Raw genomic sequence first — 21,995 nt, 5'->3', positions numbered from 1 at the left:
CGTCCTAGTGGGCTTTCCGCATTCATGGTGGCGAAACTGCGGAGCCGCTGTCTGTCGACAAGCCTGTTTCCCAAGGCGACCGTGCTTCACTGCCTGCTCAAGCCAAGCGCACTCCAGACAACTGTTGTCATCAGTGAGTTCGGCAGTGAGTTCGGCAGTGAGGTCGGCGAGATCGGCTGCCGTTCGCAAATGGAGTCAGCAGACGAAGCAGGTTGTGGTGAGCGACCTGCAGCCATCCGGCAGGTGGCGCATATCCCCTGAAGCTCGACCATACGCTTTCCGATGTGGAAGCCCAAGGTCTCCGTGTCGCGGTTGAACATGTATTCAATCGCTCGATTTTCGACCTGCGCCGACGATCCGCATCGGATCAAGCCCGAAGACATGCTTCGATCGAGAACCCCATAGGATAAGTTTCATGCGTATCACAGCAAAGATGTGTGTATGCTGATCGGGTGCTTACCATCAGTTGGATTTGAGAGAAAGTGAGACCATGTCCGGCACCATGAAGGCGATCGTCCTCGGCAAGTTCGGTGGCTACGACGCTTTCGAGATGCGCGATGTTTCCGTACCGGCTGTCGGACCTCGGCAGGTCCGGGTACGCGTTCACGCTACAGCCATCAATCCCCTGGACTATCAAATCCGGCGTGGTGACTACGCCGACTACGTGCCGCTTCCCGCCATCATCGGTCACGACGTTTCCGGCGTCGTGGAGGAGAAGGGTGCATCTGTGAGCGAGTTCGACATAGGCGACGAGGTTTACTACACGCCAAAAATCTTCGGCGGCCCCGGCTCATATGCGGAGCAGCACGTTGCCGATGTCGATCTGGTCGCCCGCAAGCCGCATAACATCAACCACCTGGAAGCTGCCAGCCTGACGCTGGTTGGAGGTACGGTCTGGGAAGCTTTGGTGGCCCGTGCTCAGCTTGCCGTTCACGAGACCATTCTGATCCACGGTGGCGCCGGCGGCGTGGGTACGGTGGCAATCCAGCTTGCCAAGGCGATGGGTGCGCGGGTGATCACGACGGCGCGCTCCAGCAACCATGAATTCGTGCGTTCGCTCGGAGCGGACGAGGTCATCGACCACACCTCTGATGACTACGTTTCAGCCGTGGCGGACCTGACGCAGGGGCAAGGGGTGAACGTCGTATTCGATACCATCGGCGGCGACACCCTGACCAGAAGCGCCCTCGCCCTCGCGGATGCCGGACGGGTGGTCAGCATTGTCGACATCGCACAACCGCAGAACCTGATCGAGGCCTGGGGAAAGAACGCCGCCTACCATTTCGTGTTCACCCGTCAGAATCGAGGCAAGCTCGACGCGCTGACAAACCTTATTGAACGCGGCCTGATCAAGCCGGTGATCGGCGCGGTGCTTCCTCTGGCTCGCATCGGCGAAGCGCATGAATTGCTCGAAGGCGGAAGCTCCCGTGGGCTTCGCGGTAAGATGGCGATCGATGTCGTGGGCCAGACTGTCGAACTTCCCGCGCGGCAAGAAATACATCGATAAGGCAGCGGGATATGGTCCCGAGACGTCCAGTTCACCTCGATAATCGTCCCAGGAGCCGCCCCCAAGCGTGGTGTATCCCTGGCAAGCTTGGTGTATCCCTGGAATGTGGAGGCCGGCTTCTTGCGGACCATGTTGATGGTCGCGCTGGGATCGCCGCTACCGGTCATCAGGCCGGTCGCGCCCTTGAGCACTTCCACCCGATCATAGAGCACCGTGTTAGCGGTGCTTTGCCCTCCCGGATAGGTCTGGTCGTAGTACGACGGCACTCTGTCATGCTGAAAACTCTGAATAATAAATCCGCGCCAGCGATGTCGGCTACCAGCGATAACTCACCTGGCCGATTACGGTGCGCACTCGCCCGACATTGCATTGAGAGATAATAGCACACCCCGCGACATACTGCGTGTCGAACAGGTTGGTTGCGTTGACGGAGAAGCGCCATTTGTCGATGTCGTAGCGAATCATTGCATCCACCACCGTATAGGCGGGCGCATAGAACGTATTCATAGCATTGCCGGCGCTGGCGCCGACATAACGCACGCCTCCGCCAAGGGTAAGACCGTTCAGCGCGCCGTCCCGGATGGCGTAATCGGCCCAGACCGATGCGAGATGCTGCGGAGCTCTGACAGGTCGCTTGCCCAGATCGCCATCATTGCTCTCTGTCACCTTTGAGTCGTTATAAGCGTAGGCGCCCGTGAGGCTCAGGCCGCTGGTCAGGCTGGTAACGGCCTCGAACTCGAAGCCGCGCGAAGTGACCTCGCCGATCTGGATGCTGTAGAACGGGTTTGCCGGATCCTGGGTCAGAACGTTCTGACGCCTCAGATCATAAATGGCGGCCGTAATCCGCAGGTTCATGTCATGCGGCTGGTATTTGACGCCTGCCTCATACTGCGTCCCGGTCTCCGGCCTGAAAGGTGTCCGGTCAAACGTTGTCCCGGAAACCGGCAGGAAAGACTCGGAGTAGCTGATGTAGGGGACCACTCCGTTGTCGAACTCATAACCAAGACCACCGCGCTTGGTTAAGGCTCGATCGTTCTGATCGGTGATCGCGTTGCTGAAAACGTTGACGGTCTTGGAGCTTGCCCAGTCGTGTCGACCGCCAAGGGTGAGGATCCAGTGGTCGAACTTGATCTGGTCCTGGAGATAAATACCCGGGAAGACTTCAGTTTGCCGGGATCCGTAATTGTCAGCCGGAATGAAAACGGGCTGGCCGTAAACGGGAGCATAGACATCGATCGGTCCTGCCGTTCCTCCCCACGCCCCCGTGTTATTAAAGTGACGCCATCGATAATCGACCCCGAACAGCACCGTATGATGAAAGATGCCCGTCGTGGCTTTAACTTCGCCCTGATTGTCGACGGCGAATGTATCCCATATCGAACGATCAGCAGTCGCGGAGCGGTTGAGCGTACGAAGATCGGCCTGAAGCCCGTCCGGCTGGACGTTACGATAATCCCAGATCTCCCGAGCGTATTGAAGATTCTGCCTGAAGACGACGTTGTCGTGAGCACGGTGTTCGAGATTATACCCGACAACAGCCCGCTCTGTCATATTATAATCAATACTTGGCTCGCCGATGAAGCGCGTGATTGGGATTCGCCCATTCGGATTCGGCAGCACCGTTCCATGCGCCGGAAGCCCGTAGTTCCATCGAACCTTATCTTTCTGATAGAGGCTGAACGCCGTAAGTTCCGTTGCGTCCGTCGGACGCCACGTCACCGCGCCTGAAACGAAGGCGCGCTGGTCGTTTGAAAAATCGATGCCGTTGCCGCCCTCGCGCAGCAGGCCGGTGAAACGATACAGCAGCCTCCTGTCCTCGGTCGCCGGACCACTGAAGTCGAAGGCGCCGGCTTTATAGCCGAAACTGCCGCCCCGCAACTGGACTTCATGAACGGGTCCTTCCGTCGGGCGCTTGGTCACCATGCCGACCACGCCTCCGGGATTATTCTGCCCGTAGAGAACCGAGGCTGGCCCGCGCATCACCTCGACACGCTCCAGCCCATAGGGCTCGACGTCGCCATTGCTGATCGTGCGCAGGCCGTTCAGATACATCGATCCATTGAACGGAATAGCACTAAAGCCCCGGATCCGGAACGTCGGCGCGCTGCCCTGCTGACCGGTGCTCTCGGCAAGGACACCCGCCGTATACCTCAGTGTTTCGTTCAAGGATTGGACTTGCCGCGCCTCCATCTGGTCGCGCGTGACGACCGAGATCGACTGCGGCACCTCGATGATCGGCGTGTCGGTCTTGGTGGCGGTGGCGCTGCGGCTGGCGACATAACCCTGCACAGGACCCCATGCGGTCTCGCCCTGCACGTCGATGGTGTCGAGCGAGATCGCGCCTGACGGAGCCGCGCCGCTGGCGCCGCCCGCCGCGGAAGGACTAACGATCTGCACCGTGCGCGCATTCGTGAATCGCGCCGTCAGTCCGGTGCCCGCAAGCAACCGGTTGACGCCATCGCGCACTGTGAACGTTCCAGAGACGCCTGACGTGCGCGCGCCGCGCGGCACCGCGCCGTCGAAGACGAGATCGATTCCGGCCGCGCGCGAGAACGCCACGATGCCGCTCGACAAGGACTGAGGCGGAATGGCGAAGGTGATCGACTGTTGAAGCGCGCCCGCCGATGGCGCTGATGACGGCGCGGTTTGCGCGAATGCGGCTTGAGACGGCAACAACAAGGCGGCGAACGATATCGACGTCAGCAACCTTGCCATCCTGATCGCCGCAACTCCTGAAACACTCCGCCCCGCCATCGCCCCCGCTCCCTGAACACATGAGCGTCGGCCTGAATTCCGCGCTCCTCACTCGTTCAGACGAAGCGATCGCGCCGGTATCAGATGGACCGGACAAAAAATCTGCTCATGCCGCGAACAGCAGCGTCAAATAGGGGGTGACGTTGACGACCCGGATCGGGAGCGTGTCTTCGAGAGTGGCGAGAATATTCCCCGATTTCTGAAGATCGACGATCAGGGTGACCGGGCGGACCGCCAACGCCGATTCCATCACCATCAGCCTGCCCTGCCGCCAGCGATTGAGCGACGCGACGACCCGCCCGAACGGCTGCGAAATGAAAATCAGGCGGCCGTCGCGCCAGCCAAGCTCCGAAGCCGGATCGATCATCTGAGGCGGGCCGATGCTTTCGCGGCCGTAGGTCAGTTGCGATCCGGCATCCAGCCGCGCCCCCTCCGCGGCGACGCGGATATCGACAGCATGCTGGGCGACGGTGACGCGCACGTCGTCATCGGAAACATAGTCGACGTTGAACACGGTTCCGGCGGCCATCGTGCGGCCCGCCGCCGCCTCGACCACGAACGGGCGCGAGGTATCGGGCGCAACCGAGAAATAAGCCTCTCCCCGATGCAGCGTGACAAGACGCAGTTTGGAACTGAAATCGATGGACAACGCCGTCGCGCCAGCCATGTCCACGCTTGAATCGTCGGCGAGCCTGACGGTCCTGCGCTCGCCGGCACTGGTGCGGTAGTCCGCGAACGGATGCTGCTGATACGCCACCCAGCCGCCGCCGCCGGCCATGGCGGCGAGCATGCCCGCGCCGAACGTTCGCCGCGTGACGGCGATCCGCTTCTCGCGGCGACGCGATTCGACGACCGGAAGCTCGGAAGCTCCCGACCAAAGACGTTCGATCTCCGCATAGGCCACGCGATGACGCTCGTCCCGTCGAAGCCAGGCGCGAAAGGCAAGCTGATCGGATTTCGCGATCTGATCGGCGTGCATGGTTGCGAACCACGTCACGGCTTCCCGCGATATCGGATCGAGGTTGCCGCCGAAATCCTCGTCGTCGCTCCAATCGGGATCGGCCACCATCAGGCGCGCTCCTCTAGCGGACGGCCATGGATACGATCCAGAGCCGACCGACCACGCGTGTCCCGAATCCGAAGCTCGCTTCGCTCCAGCAACATCCCTCCTAGAGCGTTTTCAAGCGAAGCGGATGACCTGTTCGCGTGAAGAAAACGCGTCAAAACAATATCTGAGAGCCCCGCTTCTGATTCAATCAGAAGCGGAAAGGCTCGGACTTCAGAACCACCACACGAGGTGCTCTTACTATCTGGAGACGATCAAGAGAGCCAAATATCCGACCGGCGCAGAAAATTTATTCCTGGACCCGATCGAGCGCGGTCTTGAGGTGCATCATGACCTTGAGCGTATGGCTGAACGCCGTTTGCGCCGTAACGCCCATGGTCTGCCCGATCTCGGCGAAGGTCTTGCCTTCGAGGCGCGCCAGGAACACCTCGCGCGGGCGCTCCGGCACTTGATCGAGCGCCGCCTGAACCAGCGCCAGTTCCTGGCGCGACAGCACCGCCCGCTCCGGCGACGGCGCTTCATCGACGAGGCGGTTGAGAACGTCGTCGCTGTTATCGACCAGCGGCATCAACCGCTGTCGGCGCGCCAGGTCGATCGACAGGTTATTGGCGGTACGAAAAATATAAGCCTGCACGTTATCGACCGGCGCGGTCGGCTTCGCGGTCAGGAGCTTCAGGAAGGTCTCCTGCATCAGATCGGCGGCGGTATCGGCAGAAGCGCCCCGGCGGCGCAGGAAGCGTTTCAGCTCCTGGCTATGCCTCCGAAACAGATCCTGGACATCGAACGCCACGAATAAGCCCCCGGCCTAACGGAGGCGCCGGCGCGCCTTCCTGCTTGCTACCGCGGGCCCATCCTTATGAGAGCGTTAATTCGCATGCAATGTCATGTGTTTAGACTCCCTCTAAGGTTTAGAATGACCTGTGGGGACCCGTGGGACGCCAAGGGCGCATTCCAGCGCCTGCCGGTCCCACTTAGCCAGGTCCGCCGCCGCCTCGTACGTCGATTGCAGGAACCTCGTGAGTTCGCCTTCAGGATCGGCGCTGGTCCGCACCGCGTCATAGGGCAGCAAGAACTCTCCAAGCTTCCGGTCGAAGCGGGCCGCCGCCGGCTCGACGGAGCGATCGGCGAAGCCATCCGGCGCCGGATAGGCGTAGGAGTAGAACATCGCCTCATCCACCCCGCCGCCGCCAGGCCAGAACCCGGCCGAGGATACTTCGTGGCTATAGGCTTCCCGCGTGATCGAATCGGGAAGCGCCGGAATGCCGCCTGGATGGCGCGGGGCCTTCCGGCCCGAGAAACGCGTCACAGCCAGATCGAACGAGCCCCAGAACAGATGCACCGGCGAGACCTTGCCAAGATAGCCGGTGCGGAAGCGCGCGAACACGCGATCGATCTGCACCAGCGCCCGATGAAACCGCTCGACCGCCTTGCGGTCGTAAGGCCGCGACGCGGTATCCTGCGCGAACGGGGTCGCATTGGCGATCTCGTTCGGGGAGCCATGAATATCCATCCGCCCGCCGAGCCGTTCGACCAGCGTGGTGGTCCGGCGCAGGAAGTCGGCTACGCTCATTGCCTCCAGCGGAAAGCTCTCACGCGCGTCGGCCGTTTCGCCGATCAGCGCATGATCGTGGAAGTCAAAGCTCAAGGTGATGGCCGACCTGCCATCTGGCACAATTGCTGTCGTCAGACCGCGCGGCGTCACATACAGCGTGGCGTGCCAGGAGTGATTGACCCAGGGCGTGTGCGCGAGCCGGTACTTGCCGACGATCTGAGTCCACAGATGGAGGGCGGAGCATGTTTCCGCCCAATCGCCATAGGGCAAGGCCGGCCAGTCCGATTCGCCCTCGTTCATCCGATCGGCTCCATGGCTTGCCGCGCAAGCGCGTGTTTCACGCCCTCGTCCGCTTCCATGCGCGCACGGAACGCTTTCAGCGCCGGATAATCACCAATCGACAGCGGCGTCTTCTCAATCCAGCGGGTCAGCACATACAGGAATGTGTCGGCGAAGGAGCGCTGGCCGAGATACCATTCACCGCCATTCTCGTTCAGAACGCCATTCAACCGCTCATAGTGAGCGGCGAGTTTCTCATAGGTCTTGCGCTTGACCTCTTCCTGCGCCGCAGCGCTCTCGGCAAACTTCTGGGTGTTAAAGTGGCCGCCATAAGCCGCATGAACTTCCGACGTCATGTAGGCCAGCGCTTCGGCTTCCTTGCGGCCGAGCCGGCTACCGGGAGCGTGGCTTTCCTTACCATGGGTCGCGGAATACTATCTCGCCATCAATTCTCGCGGGCAGGTGCCGGCGCTGCGCTTCGAAGACGGGGACGTGCTGACCGAGGCGGCGGCGATCCTCGCCTGGCTTGCCTTTTTCTGGTCGCCATAAGGAATGTTGCGAATCTCGACCGGAGCGTCGAGCCACGCGACGGCGATGTTCGGCGAAAGCGAGCAAGTGCCACGAGCTACGCCAGTCGCGTCATATGCGGCGTCTCAAAATCCGGACGAGGCCACGACCGTGACGGTGACGCTGACCACCGTCGAGAATTCAACGGCATCCTCCAAGTATAGCGTTTTCGAGCGAAGTGGATACAGGTTCACGTGAAGAAAACGCGTCAGAACAACAATCGAGAGCTTCGCTTTTGATTCAATCAAAAGCGATAATGCTCAAACACCGCATCCATGTGAAAGAAAGATGGCCACATCTGAAAAGGTGACGAATGAGACGCTGGGGCTTTTGTACTCTGTACACCACCGATCCGAGAGGCAAGTAACAAGAGTGGGACAGTACAAAACCGTTCAGTTCCGGTTTCCGTCAGGGAATGACTCTGCTGTCATTGGCAAATGTCGGAGGCAATGCCGGACTGTTCGGCGCACGCGGTGAACACGGTCTTTGTCCGCTAAACACCCACCGACCAGCCACCAGACGCCTCCTCTCCGGCAGATCGCTTCTCCGGCAGATCGCTTCACTTCATGCGGTCATGCTGACGAGCGCGTCCGAGGAGATCAGGAGCTTTCCACCTTCCACCTTCAGTGCGAAGGTGCGTACAGAACCCTCATCAGCGCCCTGCGCCTTTCCTGTCTCCAGCGATATCACCCAGCCATGCAGCGGGCAGGTGACGTGCGCGCCATGCACGATTCCCTGACTCAGCGGACCTCCCTTGTGTGGACAGCGGTCCTCGATAGCGAAGAAGCGATTCTCGACGGTGCGGAACACCGCAATCCGCCCTTGAGGCGTCGCCACGCAGCGCGCGCCGCGAAGCGGGATATCCGCCGTCTGGCCAATCGCAATCCATAGCGCTTCCTCCGCCGCCACCGGAAAGCCGATGGTCGCCATCGGCCGGAATTCGTGCTTGTCCTTGCCGGACACGCGTTCAGACCATGGATCGACCTGAGCGAACTTCCGGCTGAAGGCGAAGCGGTCGAAATAAGCCTTGCGCTTCCGCGGATCCTCCAAAATCTGGCGACGGATCTCGTCGAGACCGACGCGCTTCACCCATTTGTAGATACGCTCGAGATAGTGGGCCTGCTCGCGGTACATCTGCACGAGCGCCACGATATGCTCCAGCGCGTCGTCCTCGGTTTTGACAAGCCCCAGAATTTCCGTGCCCTTGATATCGAGACCCGCCGCGCCGGCGAAATGAATCTCATAGCCGGAATCGACGCAGATCACGCCGACGTCCTTGCAGGTCGCCTCGGCGCAGTTGCGCGGACAACCCGAGACCGCCATCTTGACCTTGGCCGGAGTCCACGAACCCCACATGAATTTCTCGATACGGATGCCAAGCCCTGTCGAATCCTGCGTGCCGAAGCGGCACCAGTCGGACCCAACGCAGGTTTTGACCGTGCGCAGGCCCTTGGCATAGGCATGACCCGAGATGAAGCCGGCCTTGCCGAGATCGGCCCACACCGCGGGCAGATCTTCCTTCGTGACGCCCAGCATGTCGATACGCTGGCCGCCCGTGACCTTGACGGAGGGGATGTGGAATTTATCGACCACGTCGGCGATGGCGCGCAGCTCCTTCGCGCTGGTGACGCCGCCCCACATGCGCGGCACGACCGAATAGGTGCCGTCCTTCTGAATGTTGGCATGAACGCGCTCGTTGACGAAACGCGACTGGTAGTCATCAGCATATTCGTCCGGCCAGTCGCAGACGAGATAGTAATTGAGCGCCGGCCGGCACTTCGCGCAGCCGCATGAGGTCTTCCATTCCAGTTCCTGCATCACGGCGGGAATGGTCTTCAGACCCTTCGCCTTGATCAGCCGCCGGACATCGCCATGTCCGAGCGTGGTGCAACCACACACCGGCTGAACCGCGTCGGGACTGTACTTGTCCCCGAGCGTCAGTGTCATGAGTTGCTCGACGAGACCCGTGCAGGAGCCGCAGGAGGCGGATGCCTTGGTGTGGGCGCGTACGTCGTCGAGCGATGTCAGATTCCTGGCGATGATGGCCGAGACGATCGCGCCCTTGCAGACGCCGTTGCAACCGCAGATCTCCGCATCATCCGGCAAGGCTGCGACCGCCGCCATCGGGTCGAGAGACGCGCTTCCCTGACGTGATTGACCGAAGATCAGCGTCTCGCGCATCTCCGAGACATCCGTCCCCTTGCGCAGCATATCGAAGTACCAGGCGCCGTCCGTGGTCTCGCCGTAAAGGACCACGCCGACAATGCGGTTGTCCTTCAGCACGAGTCGCTTGTAGATTCCCGCGCCCGAATTCCGCAGCACGATATCTTCGCGGTCAGGCGCGTCTGCGAAGTCGCCCGCCGAGTAAAGGCTCACGCCGGTCACCTTCAACTGGGTCGCTGTGTCGACGCTGCGGAACGTCGCTTCAACGCCCGTCAAAGTCTTCGCCGCGACCTTGGCCATGTCATAGAGCGGCGCGACGAGGCCGTAGCAGATGCTGTTGTGCTCGCAGCATTCTCCGAGGGCGAGAATGTCCGGATCGGAGGTCAGCATCCGGTCGTCCACGACGATGCCGCGCTCGACATGGAGGCCCGCATCGGTTGCGATCCGGGCTTCGGGACGAATGCCGACCGCCATCACGACGATATCGGCCGGATAAAGGGTGCCGTCATCGAGCAGCACCGCCTCGGTGCGCCCGCGGCCGAGAATCGCGCTGGTCTGCGCCTTGCAATGAATTTTGATGCCACGGCTCTCCAACTCCTTCTGCAGGAGATAGCCCGCCGCCGCATCCAGCTGACGCTCCATCAGGTGGCCCATCAGATGCAGGACCACCACCTCCATGCCATGCAGCCTGAGCGCCGCCGCGGCCTCCAGTCCGAGCAGGCCGCCGCCGATGACGACAGCCCTGGCGCCCTTCTTCCTGGCGGCGGCGACCATCGCCTGAACGTCGTCATAGTCGCGAAACGCCATGACGCCCGGCAAGTCCCGCCCGGCAACGGGGATCATGAAGGGAGCGGATCCGGTCGCGATCACAAGCTTGTCGTACGGAGCTTCGCTTCCCGCCGAATGCACCACCTTCGCCGCGCGGTCGATGCGCGTCACCGTCTCGCCAAAGCGGCATTCAACCTGATGGGCGTCATACCAGGCCGCATCATGCGTGACGATCTGATCGAACGACTTCTCGCCCGCCAGCACTGGCGACAGCATGATGCGGTTGTAATTTCCACGCGGCTCCGCGCCGAAAAGCGTGATGTCGAAGCGTTCAGGGTCAGTCTCGAACAGATGCTCGAGCATGCGGCCGGAGGCCATGCCCGCGCCGACGATGACGAGCTTCTCTTTCTTGTTCATCTCGATCTTGCTCCATCGTCCCTGGTGGAGTGAATTTGACATTCGCGACCCATTCGGCCGCTCGTCGCGGATGCGAACGTCAAATTCAAAACTCCGCTAGCAGCTTCTATTTGCTAGTGGTCCTTCGATTCTGACATTCGCAAGAAGGCGCGCTGAAACGGTATGCGAATGTTAGAATCGGACCACTAGATAGCGAGAGCCGTCGCCGATGATTACGCAAGACCTGTGCCAGACCTGAGAATACGGCATGCCGCTATCAGAAGGCTGTCGCATCAATCGTTTGCAGGAATGAGCGAGCGCGATCGCTCGCTATGGAAGCAACCGGTGCTGAAAGTTTGTGCAACGCAGCAGCGGCGGCTACCCGTGGTCCGCACAGTCCTCGGTCATGAAGCATGATTCCGGTCGGAAAAGTCGGACCGTCGGAAGCGGAAAGGCTTTAGGAACCAATCCTAAACGGAACCCATTGTCCCCGGCAACCTAAGGAGATTTCAATGGCGAACCCGAATGAGAAGAATCAAGACGACCAGCGCAGGAAGCCGGGCGAACAGGGCGAAAGCAGCCGGAAGGCCGAGATCAAAAAGGCCGTCAAGGAAGACATGCCCGACAAGAACCCTCAAGGTCAGGAAAAAACCGGATATAGCGGCGGCACCTGACAGGGTCGCGTAAGCCGACAGGGCCGCCCCATCGGGCGGCCCGCCTTTATAGAGTTCGCGTGAAGAAACGCGTCAGAACAATAACCTCAAGCGTCGCGTCCGACTTCAATCAGAAGCGACAAAGGCACTGGCTATTGCGCGGGGCAACTTCCGGGCAGTCTTGGATAGAAGCACTCCGTCTCGACCCCGTCTTGCGCATGGCTTGCGTTGTCAGGGGCGATTTTGGTGTTGAGGAGCCGCGTCGCGAACTCGCCGGTCGTGGGGAAGGCGGACGGCGTGGGACGCGTCGCCTGCCCCTGGTTCTGCGCTTTGAAATTAGCTGGAAGCGTGAAAGCGAACCCGAAACATCCGGCCGCCGGGCAATCGAGATCCTTGACCGCCCACGTCTTGCAGACGGCGTTCGCTTCCTTGGCCAGTGCCGGATCGGCAACAAGCAACGGATCCTTTTTGGGGTCCGCCGACGCAAGCTTTGAGCCGCAGCTGCCGTCAGCCTCCCAGCCGCAGAATGTCGCCGGACCGCACAGGCCGTTCTTCTTCTGCATCGGATCGAGTTCGCCTTGACCGGCGAAATTGGTCTCGATGGTCAAAACGCCATTGGAGACGCCCTTCACGGTGAACCACTTCCCCGCATTGGGGGCGGAGTCCGGGCTGAACATGATCGGCGCGGTCGCGAGGCTTCCGCGCACGGGATTCACTGTTTTTATGTCAAAGCCATCGCCGACATAGATCTGGTAGGTCTGGGCCGTGCTCGGTTTCGCATAGAGGAAGAACATGTAATAGGTCTGGCCGGCCGCGAAGACATTCACGTCCCGCGTCTGCGTCATTTTCGTGTAGTTCTCCTTGTTCTGCGTATCCTTGGAGATGGATGTGTCGACGTAGTAGAGACCGTTGTTCACCGTCAGGGTCTCACGCTGATACATGTTCTGACCGCCCATGCGCATGAAAGGCCAGCGGCACGCGGGCGTATTGGGATCGTCGGCGCAGCCGTTGGTCTGCCAATGACCTTGCTCGGACGCGGTCAGATACTGCCGGAAAAGCGGCACACCGTAACAGGCCCCGTTCGAGCACTCGCTCGACCAGTCCCCGCCCTGACCGAGATCTGGCGAATCTCCGCAGCGGCCGTAGGGCTGAGGAGGATTTGGCGGCGAATTCTGCGAGCACCCCGGTGCAATCGCGGTGGCCACGTAATCATAGGGGCTCGTCTTTGCGGTCGACGGCGTCGACGCGGGCGGCAGCGGCTTCTGCGGACAGACCAGCGACGGGCTGACCCTCAGGTTCGATTTACACTCGGAGGTTTCAAGCTTGGCTGTGAAGAACTGATCCTCATTGATCGACACCGTCTCGCCGCCGGGCTTCGAACTGATGAGTCCCGTCAGCGTCCCGTCGTCATCGGTGAGCTCCGTCTGGCGGTCGATGCCACTCCAGCCGTCGAACATGGTCCGAGTCGACGTGCAGTAAAAATTTGTCACCGCATTCGGGCCGGAGGTCGCCGTCAGATAGGTGCCGCCCTGACCGAAATCCTGCTTTTCCGCCACGCCGTCAGGCGCCTTGAACAGGGGATCGAATACGAAATGACGGATGTCGACATTGCTGAAAAAGAGATTCGCCGAGTGAAAAGCGGGCGGATAGAAAAAGCCGTTGTTCTGTTTCCAGCCGATGGCCGCGTTCGGCAGATAGCATTGCCCGTTCAGTGGATCCTTGGTCACGCCCAGGACCACGCCTGAGCCATACATGCAGCCCGGATCGGTCTTCTCTCCGGTCACGGGGCAGTCTGATTTGGTGATGTCGAGGTAGGCGTTGGAATCCTGATAGGCAGGACCATCGTAGATGTTGAACAGGCGCTGGCCCGAATCGAAATTGATCAGCGGAATGGAAACGCCCTCTTTCGCACTGAGGCAGTAATTGCTCGGCGGAAGCCCACCCGCCTGCCAATCGCAACGCAGCTTCGAACGCGCGTTGAAGGGGCCGGCATCCAGCGCATAGGCATGGACGTCGTCCTGCGGCTGGGAATGACCGATGAAAATGCTCTTGCGGGCGAGCGCCCAGTAGCCCCGGATCACGGACGCATGCGTGTAATCGCCGCCGGTGATGAAGGTCAGGCCGCCGTTCTGAACGTCCGACAACACGCTGTTGACGACGAGATACCACTGATTGCGCAGCCAGATCGCAGCGACATTGTGCTGGGCCCAGTGAAACATCGACGTGAACTTGTCGATAACAGTCACAGCGCAATTTTCAGGATGGCCCGGATCGCAAAACTTGACGCCCTCGCAATCGTAGGTGCCGTCGTCCTTCCTTTTGCAAGCCGTCGCGTGCCGGTTTCCGCCGACCGCATGCGGATAGTAGTGATCGTCGGCCTCGTTGTCGTTCGGATCCGGCGCAAGGCTGCGAACCGCGACCAAAGCATTAGTGGCAGCGCCACCCTGCGCGGCATCCTCCGCCGTATTCCGCTGAACATGCGGCGGAGGCTTGACGCCCGAACATTCCGGCGCGTCACCGGTCGTCTGGAACGACATCATCGTCGATATCGCAAAATTTCCTACGAACGCCTTGAGCGGGGTCGAGCCTCGATAGGCGCCGTCCTTTTGCAGGCCGGCATAACCGGACCACTTCATGTGCCGCTTATCGGGGCTGTTGTCCGGCGTCATCACATCGGGCATGTCGCTATTCCAGGCCGGAACGAACCAATAGGCCGATCCGCAAGCCGTAGCGCCAGCCGCCATGTTGCCGATGAACTCGTTCCAACCGTTCGTGATCCAGAATACCGACGGATAGGCAGAGTCGGTCAGGAACGGAAATTTCGGAACAGGCTTTTTGTCTTCATTCGCTGCGAGGATTCCGGGGATCCGCCGCGGGTTTTGTTCATTGGCGACCGCAGCGCGCGCGAGAATCCCGAGATTGCCGTAGAATTTGTTGTCGGTCTCGGTGCCGTCCTCGAGATAAAAGCCATGACCGATCGACTTGTATCCAACGTTGCCGGCAAGCAGAACCCCTTGCGTTGAGTGCAGCACGATCCAGCGGGTCATCGATTCATTGATCGACGAATCCTGCACGTACGTACCTTCCGGCGTCTGGCGGGCCATATGGAAATGAACCGGATAGTGCCCCATCCGCCCGCCCTGCCCGAGTTCCTTGAATTCGACTCCCTTGACGTGAACCGCCTTGAATCCCTGCCGGAACACGACATGACCGCCGAGCGAATAACATGGCCCTTTCCCGTCCTGGGCGACACAGGGCTTCTCAGGTGTCGAGGCCGGAAACTCCTCGCCCGGCTTGTCGCCTCCGGACACGATTCGGATGCTGCGGTTCAAGATGGCGACGGCGGCGCGGGTCTCGACGCCGGTCTTGACAAGATCGGGATCGAGATCGAGGCGTCCCTGCGACTCCGCCAGCCGATCGGTCAGCGCATAGCGTTCGCCGTTATGATGCCACCCGGCACCATGATCGGCCCTTATCCACCTGAACCACCCTCCCTTGGAATCAAGTCTCGTGCCGGTTTCCCTGACAATGAAAGTTTCGGAATGACCGGGCAGATAGTCGGTCGTCGTGACGACGATCTGATCTCCCGCGCGAGGAGAGATATTTTCCGGATGCTCATTGCTGTTTCCAGCAACGACGATCGCATCGTTTTGCGTCGTGCCGCTTCCTACCGCGAGAGATCCCCTCAGTCGCGTCCAGCTCGGATGGGTCAGTTGCGGATTGGAACAGCCCATCGAGTTGCATGAGCCTTTCGCGCCCCAGAGTTCGAGGCTTCCGCCATAGGAAACGGCGAGAACCTTGTAGCCGAAATACCCGACCTGCTTGCCTGGACTGTCATCGCAAGGCGATGTGCTCGACCATACCGAGCCGTCGGAGCATTTGCCGTCGCCGTGCAGCGGGCCATAGCGGTAGAAAAAATCCGAAACGCCACCCGGCAACGCAAGCTTTGTCTTGCCATTGTCCTTCCACGCAGAGATTGGAATGCCGCAAGGGCCCGTGCTGGAATTCTGGACCGTGCGGCAGGATGTGCCAAGCGCCGCTCCGCCTGCATTTCGGTCGGCGCCGTAAAGATGAATCGTCAGAACTCCGCCGTTATTCCCATAGGGCTGCCTCGCTGTGCCGGCGGCAATGGCCCCACCGTTCTCCACGACGATAGATTGAGCCCAGAAATCAGTGAGAGTGGCTTTGACCTTCCCGCCAAGCTCGTCAAACACGAGCCGACCTTTATCGAGTACGTTGACGTTCTCGAAGTAGTATGTCTGGTTGGGTTTGACGTGGCACTCGCCATTGACCACGAGGTCAGGCGGACTATTCGTGGACCCCGCGGCCGGCAGAGATCCGCTTGAGCATGTGACCGTGGTGTTTTGCTGCGCGGCCGCTTTGGTTTTGGCTGATAAAGCTGGCGAGATTGAAAGTCCGAACAACAGAAGGGCGCCGCAGGAGCCGGCGATGCGCAGGCCAGCAGCCATGCGTGAGCGAACGGCAATGCGTGAGCCAACCCGATGGCCTTCGTGGTCGATATGCATTGAGCACCCCCTGCCCTGAATAATCTGATCGCAGTCAATCCGAGCGATAATCAAGTCATAAGTATTCTCTCGCCTCTGGCGAGGCGTATCACATCGTACGGGCACAGGCTGCTACGCGGAGAGGCTTTGATCCCGCGATGCGCCTCAATCATTGGAAACTGAGAACAAGAATATCCATAAGAGAAACGCGACCGACAAAGCAACCGGATTGTATGACGTGACCATCAAGACGTGTTCGTATCTTCGAGAACATACGTCTGGAAACATGCGTCTCACGGCTTCCTGCAGGTGCGGACTGTCTCTGTCGACCTTGTCCGCAAGCTTCGCTCTCACGATGGCGACGCCGTTACACGCTGCAACACGCGCTTGTTTGATCAGAAGCAAGGGCGCTTCGAGCAGCTTCGCTTCTGATTGAATCAGAAGCCAAGCTCCGGATTGCTATTCTAACGTGTTTTCTTCGTGCGAACAGGTCGTCCACTTCGCCGGAAAATGCTCTTAGGAGCCCACCGCCGCGTTGATCAGCTTGATGGCGTCCTCACTGTCCCATTCGGCCGGCCCGGCCATATTGCCGAGTTCGCAACCCTGGCCGTCGATCAGCACCGAGGTCGGCATGCCGACCGCCATGCCAACGCTTTTAAGCTCCTGGAAAACGGACGCCTTCTCGTCATGGAAATTGCCGAGATGAGTCAGGTTGGCGTCTTTCAGGAAAGCCTTCGGCTTATCGGAGTCGCGAGTGTCGATATTGATGGCGACCACGGCGAATTTATCGCCGCCGAGCTTGCCCTGAAGCCGGTCCAGGGCCGGCATTTCAGTTCTGCAGGGCACACACCAGGTCGCCCAGAGGTTCAGCAGAACGGTTTTCCCCTTCCAGTCCGAGAGCTTCCTGGGTTGGCCCTCGCCATCCAGAAAGGCCAGGTCCGGCATCCGACGCGGCTTCGACGCCATGGTCAGGGAAGCCACCTCGCCCGTGGCCTGCGGGCCGAGCTTCCTGGACAGTTCCACGGCCGGGCCGCAGGGCGCCAGCGCATTAGCGGCGGATTTCGCGTGCCTGAGATGCCCGATCCCCAAAAGCGCGACCGTGGCCCCCACGACAATGGCGACTGCGACCAGCGGGCCTATGGGAAGCCTGCTTTCGGCGCGATGAGGTGGCGTAGAGGTATCGGTCATAACGTTTGTCATCCTGTATCAGATACGGGTATGCAGGCGTCGGCTTCAGACGGCTACACCCACCGGAGGGATCGGCCGTCCGGCAGGCATGATGAAAGTGGCGAGCGCGGCATGAGCGGCAACACATAAGCAACAGGACATGAGCAACAGGACATGAGCAACAAGATGTGGGGCGGACGGTTCGGCGAAGGACCTGATGCGATCATGGAGGAGATCAACGTCTCAATCGACGTCGATCGCCACCTCTACGCCCAGGACATTGCCGCGTCAAAGGTCCATGCCGAGATGCTTGCCGCTCAAGGCATCATCGCGGCAAATGATGCGAAAAAAATAGGCAAGGGTCTAGACACGATTTTGTCAGAGATCCGCAACGATTCCTTCGACTTCAAGCAGGCGCTCGAGGACATTCACATGAATGTGGAGAGCCGGCTCGGGGAACTGATCGGGCCCGCGGCGGGACGGCTGCATACCGCGCGCTCGCGCAATGATCAGGTTGCGACCGACTTCCGCCTCTATGTCCGCGACATTATCGACGAGACCGATGAAGCGCTCGCGGCCTTCCAGCACGCTCTCGCGACCCGCGCGCTGGAATTCGCGGGAACGGTTATGCCGGGCTTCACGCACCTGCAAACCGCTCAACCCGTGACCTTCGGCCATCACCTGCTGGCCTATGTCGAAATGGCGGCCCGCGATCGCGGACGCTTCGCCGATGCGCGCAGACGCCTGAACGAGAGCCCGCTTGGAGCGGCTGCCCTGGCGGGCACGTCGTTTCCGATCGATCGCCATGCCACCGCGAAGGGACTCGGCTTCGATCGCCCGATGGCGAACTCGCTCGACGCGGTTTCGGATCGCGATTTCGTGCTGGAGACGCTGTCAGCCGCGGCGATCGCATCGACCCACCTGTCGCGCTTCGCGGAGGAGATGGTGATCTGGACCTCACCGCTGGTCGGCCTTGTGCGACTTTCCGACAAGTTCACCACAGGCTCGTCGATCATGCCGCAGAAGCGCAACCCGGACGCCGCCGAGCTGGTGCGCGCCAAGACCGGCCGCGTCGTCGGAGCGCTCACGGGGCTGCTGGTGGTGATGAAGGGATTGCCGCTGGCCTATCAAAAGGACATGCAGGAAGACAAGCAGGGCGCGATGGAGGCGTTCAGCGCGCTCTCGCTGGCGATCCGCGCCATGACCGGCATGGTCGCCGACCTCGTGCCTGACGAGACGCGGATGAAGGCCGCCGCCGGCGATGGCTATGCGACCGCGACCGATCTCGCGGACTGGCTGGTCAGGACGCTGAAGATGCCTTTCCGTGATGCGCACCATGTCACCGGACGCATCGTCGCGGCCGCATCGAAGCAGGGCGTCGCCCTGCATGAACTGCCGCTGTCCGCGATGCAGACGGTGGAGCCGCGCATCACCCGCGACGCGCTTGCGGTGCTGTCCGTGGAGGCATCGGTGAAGAGCCGGACAAGCTATGGCGGGACCGCGCCCAAGAACGTTCGCACGCAAGCCAATGCCTGGCTCAAGCGGCTGGAAAAAGGGCGAAAACCAGGCCGATCCTAACGCCAAATCTTGAATTTTCTGGCCTTCCGGGTCTCGCCAGAACAACGCGTTCTTTGTATGGTGGCGCCGATTGGGGATATCGCCGTGAACAGCACTTCAAGCTCCGTCTCCACGAGATGGGCCCTGCTTTTTCTGACCGCCGCCACGCTGGCGCTGACCGGTTGCGGGCGCAAGGGCGGCCTCGATGTGCCGCCGACCGCATCAAACCAGCCGCCTGCCGCGGCGGCGGCGGCGGATGACCATGACCGCGCCAATGCGCCCAAGGGCAACCTGTTCGATCCGTCTTTCGGAATCAACAGCGACCCGGCGGCGTCCAGAGGCGCCCGGAAATCCTTCATCCTCGACCCGCTGCTCGACAGCCGCTGAGATGCGGGCGTGACGCCTCAGAAGTTTCGCTTGCTGTTTCTGCGCACCCTTACCAAACGCTATCGGGCAAGATGCTGGCTTGGTGAAGCGGACTTCGGATTCGGGACACTAGAGCGGGATGAGGAAAAGTGTGGTGCGGTTTTCCGCCCGCATCCCGCGTCTCAAAATAATGGAATCGATCACGTTTATACTTGCTAGTGGTCCTTCGATTCTAACCTTCGCGGGAAGGCACGCTGAAACGGGATACGAATGTTAGAATCGGACCACTAGAGCCATGCACCACTTCGATTACCGCGACGGCGTGCTCCACGCCGAAGGCGTCGACCTTTCCACGCTGGCCGAAGCCGTCGGCACGCCGTTCTATTGTTATTCCACGGCGACGCTGGAGCGGCACTACCGCGTCTTCGCTGAAGCTTTCGCAGGGACCGACCATCTGATCTGCTACGCCGTGAAGGCGAACTCCAATCAGTCGGTGCTGCGAACCATGGCGAAGCTCGGAGCGGGAGCAGACGTGGTGTCGGGCGGAGAACTCAAGCGAGCGCTCGCCGCGGACATTCCGGCAAGCAAGATTCTGTTCTCGGGCGTCGGCAAGACCGAATCCGAACTGCGCGCGGCGCTCGCCGCAGACGTTCTCTGCATCAACGTCGAGTCGGAGCCGGAACTCGACCTGCTATCGCGGGTCGCGGTTGAAACCGGCCGCACCGCGCGGATCTCCGTTCGTGTCAATCCCGACGTCGATTCCGGCACTCACGCCAAGATTTCAACCGGCCGACTGGAGAACAAGTTCGGCATTCCGATCACGCAGGCGCGCGCGGTCTACGCCCGGGCGGCAAAACTGCCCGGTATCAAGGTCACCGGCGTCGACATGCATATCGGCAGCCAGATCACCGATCTCGGTCCGATGGAAACAGCCTTCCGTCTGCTGGCGGATTTCGTGGGCACGTTGCGCGCCGATGGTCACGTCATCAGCCACGTCGATTTCGGCGGCGGCCTCGGCATTCCCTATTACGAGGACCGATCGGCGCCGCCGGAGCCGCTTGCCTATGCCGAGATGGTCAGGCGCGTGACCCGCGATCTCGACTGCACGCTGATGTTCGAGCCCGGCCGCATGATCGTCGGCAATGCCGGCATTCTGGTGGCGCGCGTGATTTACGTGAAGCATGGCAACGCCCGCAATTTCGTCATCATCGATGCGGCCATGAACGACCTCATCCGCCCCACGCTGTACGAAGCCTACCATCAGATCATGCCGGTGCTGGCGGCGCCCAGGGATGCGGCGGTGATGGTCGCCGATGTGGTCGGCCCGGTGTGCGAGACCGGAGATTATCTGGCGCTCGCGCGCAATGTGCCGGAGCCGCAAGCCGGCGACCTTCTGGCGATCATGACCGCCGGCGCTTACGGAGCCGTGCAGTCAGGGACCTATAACACGCGCGCACTGGTCCCTGAGGTGCTGGTCAGGGACGACCAGTATGCGTTGGTCCGCCCGCGCATCGAGGTCGACCAACTCATCGCGATGGACAAACTCGCGCCCTGGCTGTGATCGCCGCCGCATGAGCGATGCGAAAGAATCGCAAGAAACGGAAAGATCCACGGCGCCCGTCAAAAGCCGTATTCGCAGTGCAAAATCCGGGGCCGTTCAACGCCGGGCTGAACCGTTGCGCGACAAACTTCTATTTGATATGGGTGTGCCCGCCGCTCCCTTTAGGCACACAAAACGGGCCGGGGTGGAGCTGTTTCGCGATTGATGAGCCGGGGGGTGCCGCTGCCATCGATCTTTCAGTTCGTCCGGGATATCCCGGGTTTCTTTGGCTCCTTCATACCGCTGGGAGTACTTCAGTAATGAGCTCTGGGAGTGATACAGTGCATTCGAACCGGACCAACGCCATTATGGGCGCGCTGCTCGGAACATTGTTGTTTGTTCAAACAGTACGCATCATCGACGAGTCGTTCAGCGCGCCGGAGAAGCCGCACGCTGAAGCCAGCCACAAGACCGAGGCCAAGGAAGCCGCAGCCGCGCCGACGAGCGCTGCTGATGCTGAGTCGTTCAACAAGGCGTTGGCCAGCGCTTCCGCCGAGCGTGGCGCCGGGCTCGTCAAGCCGTGCCTGGCCTGTCACACCACCGAGGAAGGCGGGGCCAAGAAGGTCGGCCCGAATCTTTACGGTGTTGTCAACCGGCCGATCGCTTCGGAGCAAGGCTTCAACTACTCCGCGGCTCTGAAGAGCAAGGCTGGCGGCAAGTGGACCTTCGCCGATCTCAGCAGTTGGCTGGATGACCCGAAAGCCTACGCCAAGGGCACGTCCATGGGCTACCCTGGACTGAAAAGCGAAAGCAAGCGCGCTGACCTGGTTGCCTATCTCAATACGCTCTCCAAGGATCCGGCGCCGCTGCCGAAGTAAGTTTCCCTGGGTACGAGCCATTACGATTGAACAGCTTGGAGCCTTGCTTCTGATGGAATCAGAAGCGAGGCTCCAATGTTTTGAGTTGGGGTTTTCTTCACGCCAACCAGTGTCCCTCGTCGGGTCAAACCTTCGGCGACATGCTTCGCCGGATAACGCCATAGAGCGTTTTGAAGCGAAGTAGGTACCGGCGGCTCGCGTAAAAAAAAAACGCAGCAAATCAAAATCATAGACCCCGCTTCTGATTCTATCAGAAGCGAAAAGTCTCTAGAGCGAC

Annotated in this window: 19 protein-coding genes; 10 read left to right on the top strand and 9 right to left on the bottom strand. The window is 60.7% G+C overall.

From position 1 onward, the window contains the following. The coding region (locus NWI01_RS16440) for a hypothetical protein (protein ID WP_210242994.1) at positions 1-261 on the top strand (261 nt) is incomplete at its 5' end. 229 nt (positions 262-490) lie between these two features. Next, positions 491-1,507, top strand: a complete 1,017-nt coding sequence (locus tag NWI01_RS16435) for a zinc-dependent alcohol dehydrogenase family protein (RefSeq protein WP_141385037.1) — start codon at positions 491-493, stop codon at positions 1,505-1,507. 315 nt (positions 1,508-1,822) lie between these two features. Here the strand turns inward: NWI01_RS16435 and NWI01_RS16430 are convergent, their stop codons facing one another. The 5 genes from NWI01_RS16430 to NWI01_RS19835 all read right to left on the bottom strand — a co-directional run bounded on the left by NWI01_RS16430 (position 1,823) and on the right by NWI01_RS19835 (position 7,514). Further along, positions 1,823-4,261: a TonB-dependent siderophore receptor gene (locus tag NWI01_RS16430; protein ID WP_141385036.1), complete on the bottom strand. Its 2,439-nt coding sequence runs from the start codon at positions 4,259-4,261 to the stop codon at positions 1,823-1,825. Between the two features lie 106 nt (positions 4,262-4,367). After that, positions 4,368-5,330, bottom strand: coding sequence for a FecR family protein (locus NWI01_RS16425; protein WP_141385035.1), 963 nt, complete (start codon positions 5,328-5,330; stop codon positions 4,368-4,370). Positions 5,331-5,616: 286 nt separating this feature from the next. Continuing rightward, a complete protein-coding gene (locus NWI01_RS16420; protein WP_141385034.1) occupies positions 5,617-6,117 on the bottom strand; it encodes an RNA polymerase sigma factor in 501 nt (166 codons plus the stop codon). A gap of 111 nt (positions 6,118-6,228) precedes the next feature. Next, positions 6,229-7,179, bottom strand: a complete 951-nt coding sequence (locus NWI01_RS16415) for a DUF5996 family protein (RefSeq protein ID WP_141385033.1) — start codon at positions 7,177-7,179, stop codon at positions 6,229-6,231. Next, positions 7,176-7,514, bottom strand: a complete 339-nt coding sequence (locus tag NWI01_RS19835) for a glutathione S-transferase family protein (protein WP_244613835.1) — start codon at positions 7,512-7,514, stop codon at positions 7,176-7,178. Before NWI01_RS19835 ends, NWI01_RS16415 begins: the two co-directional genes overlap by 4 nt. A gap of 22 nt (positions 7,515-7,536) precedes the next feature. Between NWI01_RS19835 and NWI01_RS19830 the strand changes: the two genes are divergently transcribed. Both NWI01_RS19830 and NWI01_RS19110 read left to right on the top strand, forming a co-directional pair. After that, complete coding sequence (locus NWI01_RS19830) at positions 7,537-7,707, top strand: glutathione S-transferase N-terminal domain-containing protein (RefSeq protein ID WP_375782189.1); 171 nt, start codon at positions 7,537-7,539, stop codon at positions 7,705-7,707. 3 nt (positions 7,708-7,710) lie between these two features. Then, entirely contained in the window at positions 7,711-7,923 is a 213-nt protein-coding gene (locus tag NWI01_RS19110) for a hypothetical protein (protein ID WP_181410544.1), read from the top strand. A 366-nt stretch (positions 7,924-8,289) separates the two neighbouring features. Here NWI01_RS19110 and nirB read toward each other — a convergent pair whose 3' ends face one another. Next, entirely contained in the window at positions 8,290-11,073 is a 2,784-nt protein-coding gene (gene nirB, locus NWI01_RS16405) for a nitrite reductase large subunit NirB (protein ID WP_244613836.1), read from the bottom strand. 491 nt (positions 11,074-11,564) lie between these two features. On the opposite strand from nirB, the gene NWI01_RS19105 reads away from it, so the two are divergent. Continuing rightward, positions 11,565-11,726: a hypothetical protein gene (locus NWI01_RS19105; protein WP_181410542.1), complete on the top strand. Its 162-nt coding sequence runs from the start codon at positions 11,565-11,567 to the stop codon at positions 11,724-11,726. 131 nt (positions 11,727-11,857) lie between these two features. Here the strand turns inward: NWI01_RS19105 and NWI01_RS16400 are convergent, their stop codons facing one another. After that, positions 11,858-16,231 (bottom strand): hypothetical protein, encoded by a 4,374-nt coding sequence (locus NWI01_RS16400; protein ID WP_141385032.1) that lies wholly within the window; start codon positions 16,229-16,231, stop codon positions 11,858-11,860. Positions 16,232-16,726: 495 nt separating this feature from the next. Continuing rightward, positions 16,727-17,398 carry a thiol:disulfide interchange protein TlpA gene (gene tlpA / locus NWI01_RS16395; RefSeq protein WP_141385031.1) on the bottom strand — a complete coding sequence of 224 codons (672 nt, stop codon included), beginning with the start codon at positions 17,396-17,398 and terminating at the stop codon, positions 16,727-16,729. Between the two features lie 153 nt (positions 17,399-17,551). On the opposite strand from tlpA, the gene argH reads away from it, so the two are divergent. The 5 genes from argH (at position 17,552) to NWI01_RS16375 (ending at position 21,718) form a co-directional block, all read left to right on the top strand. After that, positions 17,552-18,955: an argininosuccinate lyase gene (gene argH / locus NWI01_RS16390; protein WP_141385030.1), complete on the top strand. Its 1,404-nt coding sequence runs from the start codon at positions 17,552-17,554 to the stop codon at positions 18,953-18,955. Between the two features lie 57 nt (positions 18,956-19,012). Beyond that, a complete protein-coding gene (gene lptM, locus NWI01_RS16385; protein WP_141385029.1) occupies positions 19,013-19,321 on the top strand; it encodes an LPS translocon maturation chaperone LptM in 309 nt (102 codons plus the stop codon). Between the two features lie 274 nt (positions 19,322-19,595). Continuing rightward, positions 19,596-20,861 carry a diaminopimelate decarboxylase gene (gene lysA, locus NWI01_RS16380; RefSeq protein WP_141385028.1) on the top strand — a complete coding sequence of 422 codons (1,266 nt, stop codon included), beginning with the start codon at positions 19,596-19,598 and terminating at the stop codon, positions 20,859-20,861. A gap of 10 nt (positions 20,862-20,871) precedes the next feature. Then, a complete protein-coding gene (locus tag NWI01_RS19100; protein WP_181410545.1) occupies positions 20,872-21,066 on the top strand; it encodes a hypothetical protein in 195 nt (64 codons plus the stop codon). A gap of 142 nt (positions 21,067-21,208) precedes the next feature. Then, the gene (locus NWI01_RS16375; RefSeq protein ID WP_244613834.1) at positions 21,209-21,718 is read left to right on the top strand and encodes a c-type cytochrome; all 510 of its coding nucleotides are present in this window, start codon (positions 21,209-21,211) and stop codon (positions 21,716-21,718) included. 20 nt (positions 21,719-21,738) lie between these two features. Here NWI01_RS16375 and NWI01_RS19410 read toward each other — a convergent pair. After that, on the bottom strand, positions 21,739-21,995 hold a 257-nt coding region (locus NWI01_RS19410), incomplete at its 5' end, for a hypothetical protein (protein ID WP_210242993.1).

It is taken from the genome of Nitrobacter winogradskyi, from assembly GCF_006539545.1.
Classification (GTDB): domain Bacteria; phylum Pseudomonadota; class Alphaproteobacteria; order Rhizobiales; family Xanthobacteraceae; genus Nitrobacter; species Nitrobacter winogradskyi_A.
Note: the sequence above shows the minus strand (reverse complement) of the source record. Positions and strands in the feature narration are given on the sequence as shown.

Coding starts and splice junctions, on each gene's coding strand:
- NWI01_RS16375 (WP_244613834.1), top strand. CDS start 21,209: ATGGGCGCGCTGCTCGGAACATTGTTGTTTGTTCAAACAGTACGCATC.
- nirB (WP_244613836.1), bottom strand. CDS start 11,073: ATGAACAAGAAAGAGAAGCTCGTCATCGTCGGCGCGGGCATGGCCTCC.
- NWI01_RS19100 (WP_181410545.1), top strand. CDS start 20,872: ATGAGCGATGCGAAAGAATCGCAAGAAACGGAAAGATCCACGGCGCCC.
- lptM (WP_141385029.1), top strand. CDS start 19,013: ATGGTGGCGCCGATTGGGGATATCGCCGTGAACAGCACTTCAAGCTCC.
- NWI01_RS16435 (WP_141385037.1), top strand. CDS start 491: ATGTCCGGCACCATGAAGGCGATCGTCCTCGGCAAGTTCGGTGGCTAC.
- tlpA (WP_141385031.1), bottom strand. CDS start 17,398: ATGACCGATACCTCTACGCCACCTCATCGCGCCGAAAGCAGGCTTCCC.
- NWI01_RS16430 (WP_141385036.1), bottom strand. CDS start 4,261: ATGGCGGGGCGGAGTGTTTCAGGAGTTGCGGCGATCAGGATGGCAAGG.
- NWI01_RS19105 (WP_181410542.1), top strand. CDS start 11,565: ATGGCGAACCCGAATGAGAAGAATCAAGACGACCAGCGCAGGAAGCCG.
- NWI01_RS19110 (WP_181410544.1), top strand. CDS start 7,711: ATGTTGCGAATCTCGACCGGAGCGTCGAGCCACGCGACGGCGATGTTC.
- NWI01_RS16425 (WP_141385035.1), bottom strand. CDS start 5,330: ATGGTGGCCGATCCCGATTGGAGCGACGACGAGGATTTCGGCGGCAAC.
- NWI01_RS16400 (WP_141385032.1), bottom strand. CDS start 16,231: ATGCATATCGACCACGAAGGCCATCGGGTTGGCTCACGCATTGCCGTT.
- lysA (WP_141385028.1), top strand. CDS start 19,596: ATGCACCACTTCGATTACCGCGACGGCGTGCTCCACGCCGAAGGCGTC.
- argH (WP_141385030.1), top strand. CDS start 17,552: ATGAGCAACAAGATGTGGGGCGGACGGTTCGGCGAAGGACCTGATGCG.
- NWI01_RS19835 (WP_244613835.1), bottom strand. CDS start 7,514: ATGACGTCGGAAGTTCATGCGGCTTATGGCGGCCACTTTAACACCCAG.
- NWI01_RS16415 (WP_141385033.1), bottom strand. CDS start 7,179: ATGAACGAGGGCGAATCGGACTGGCCGGCCTTGCCCTATGGCGATTGG.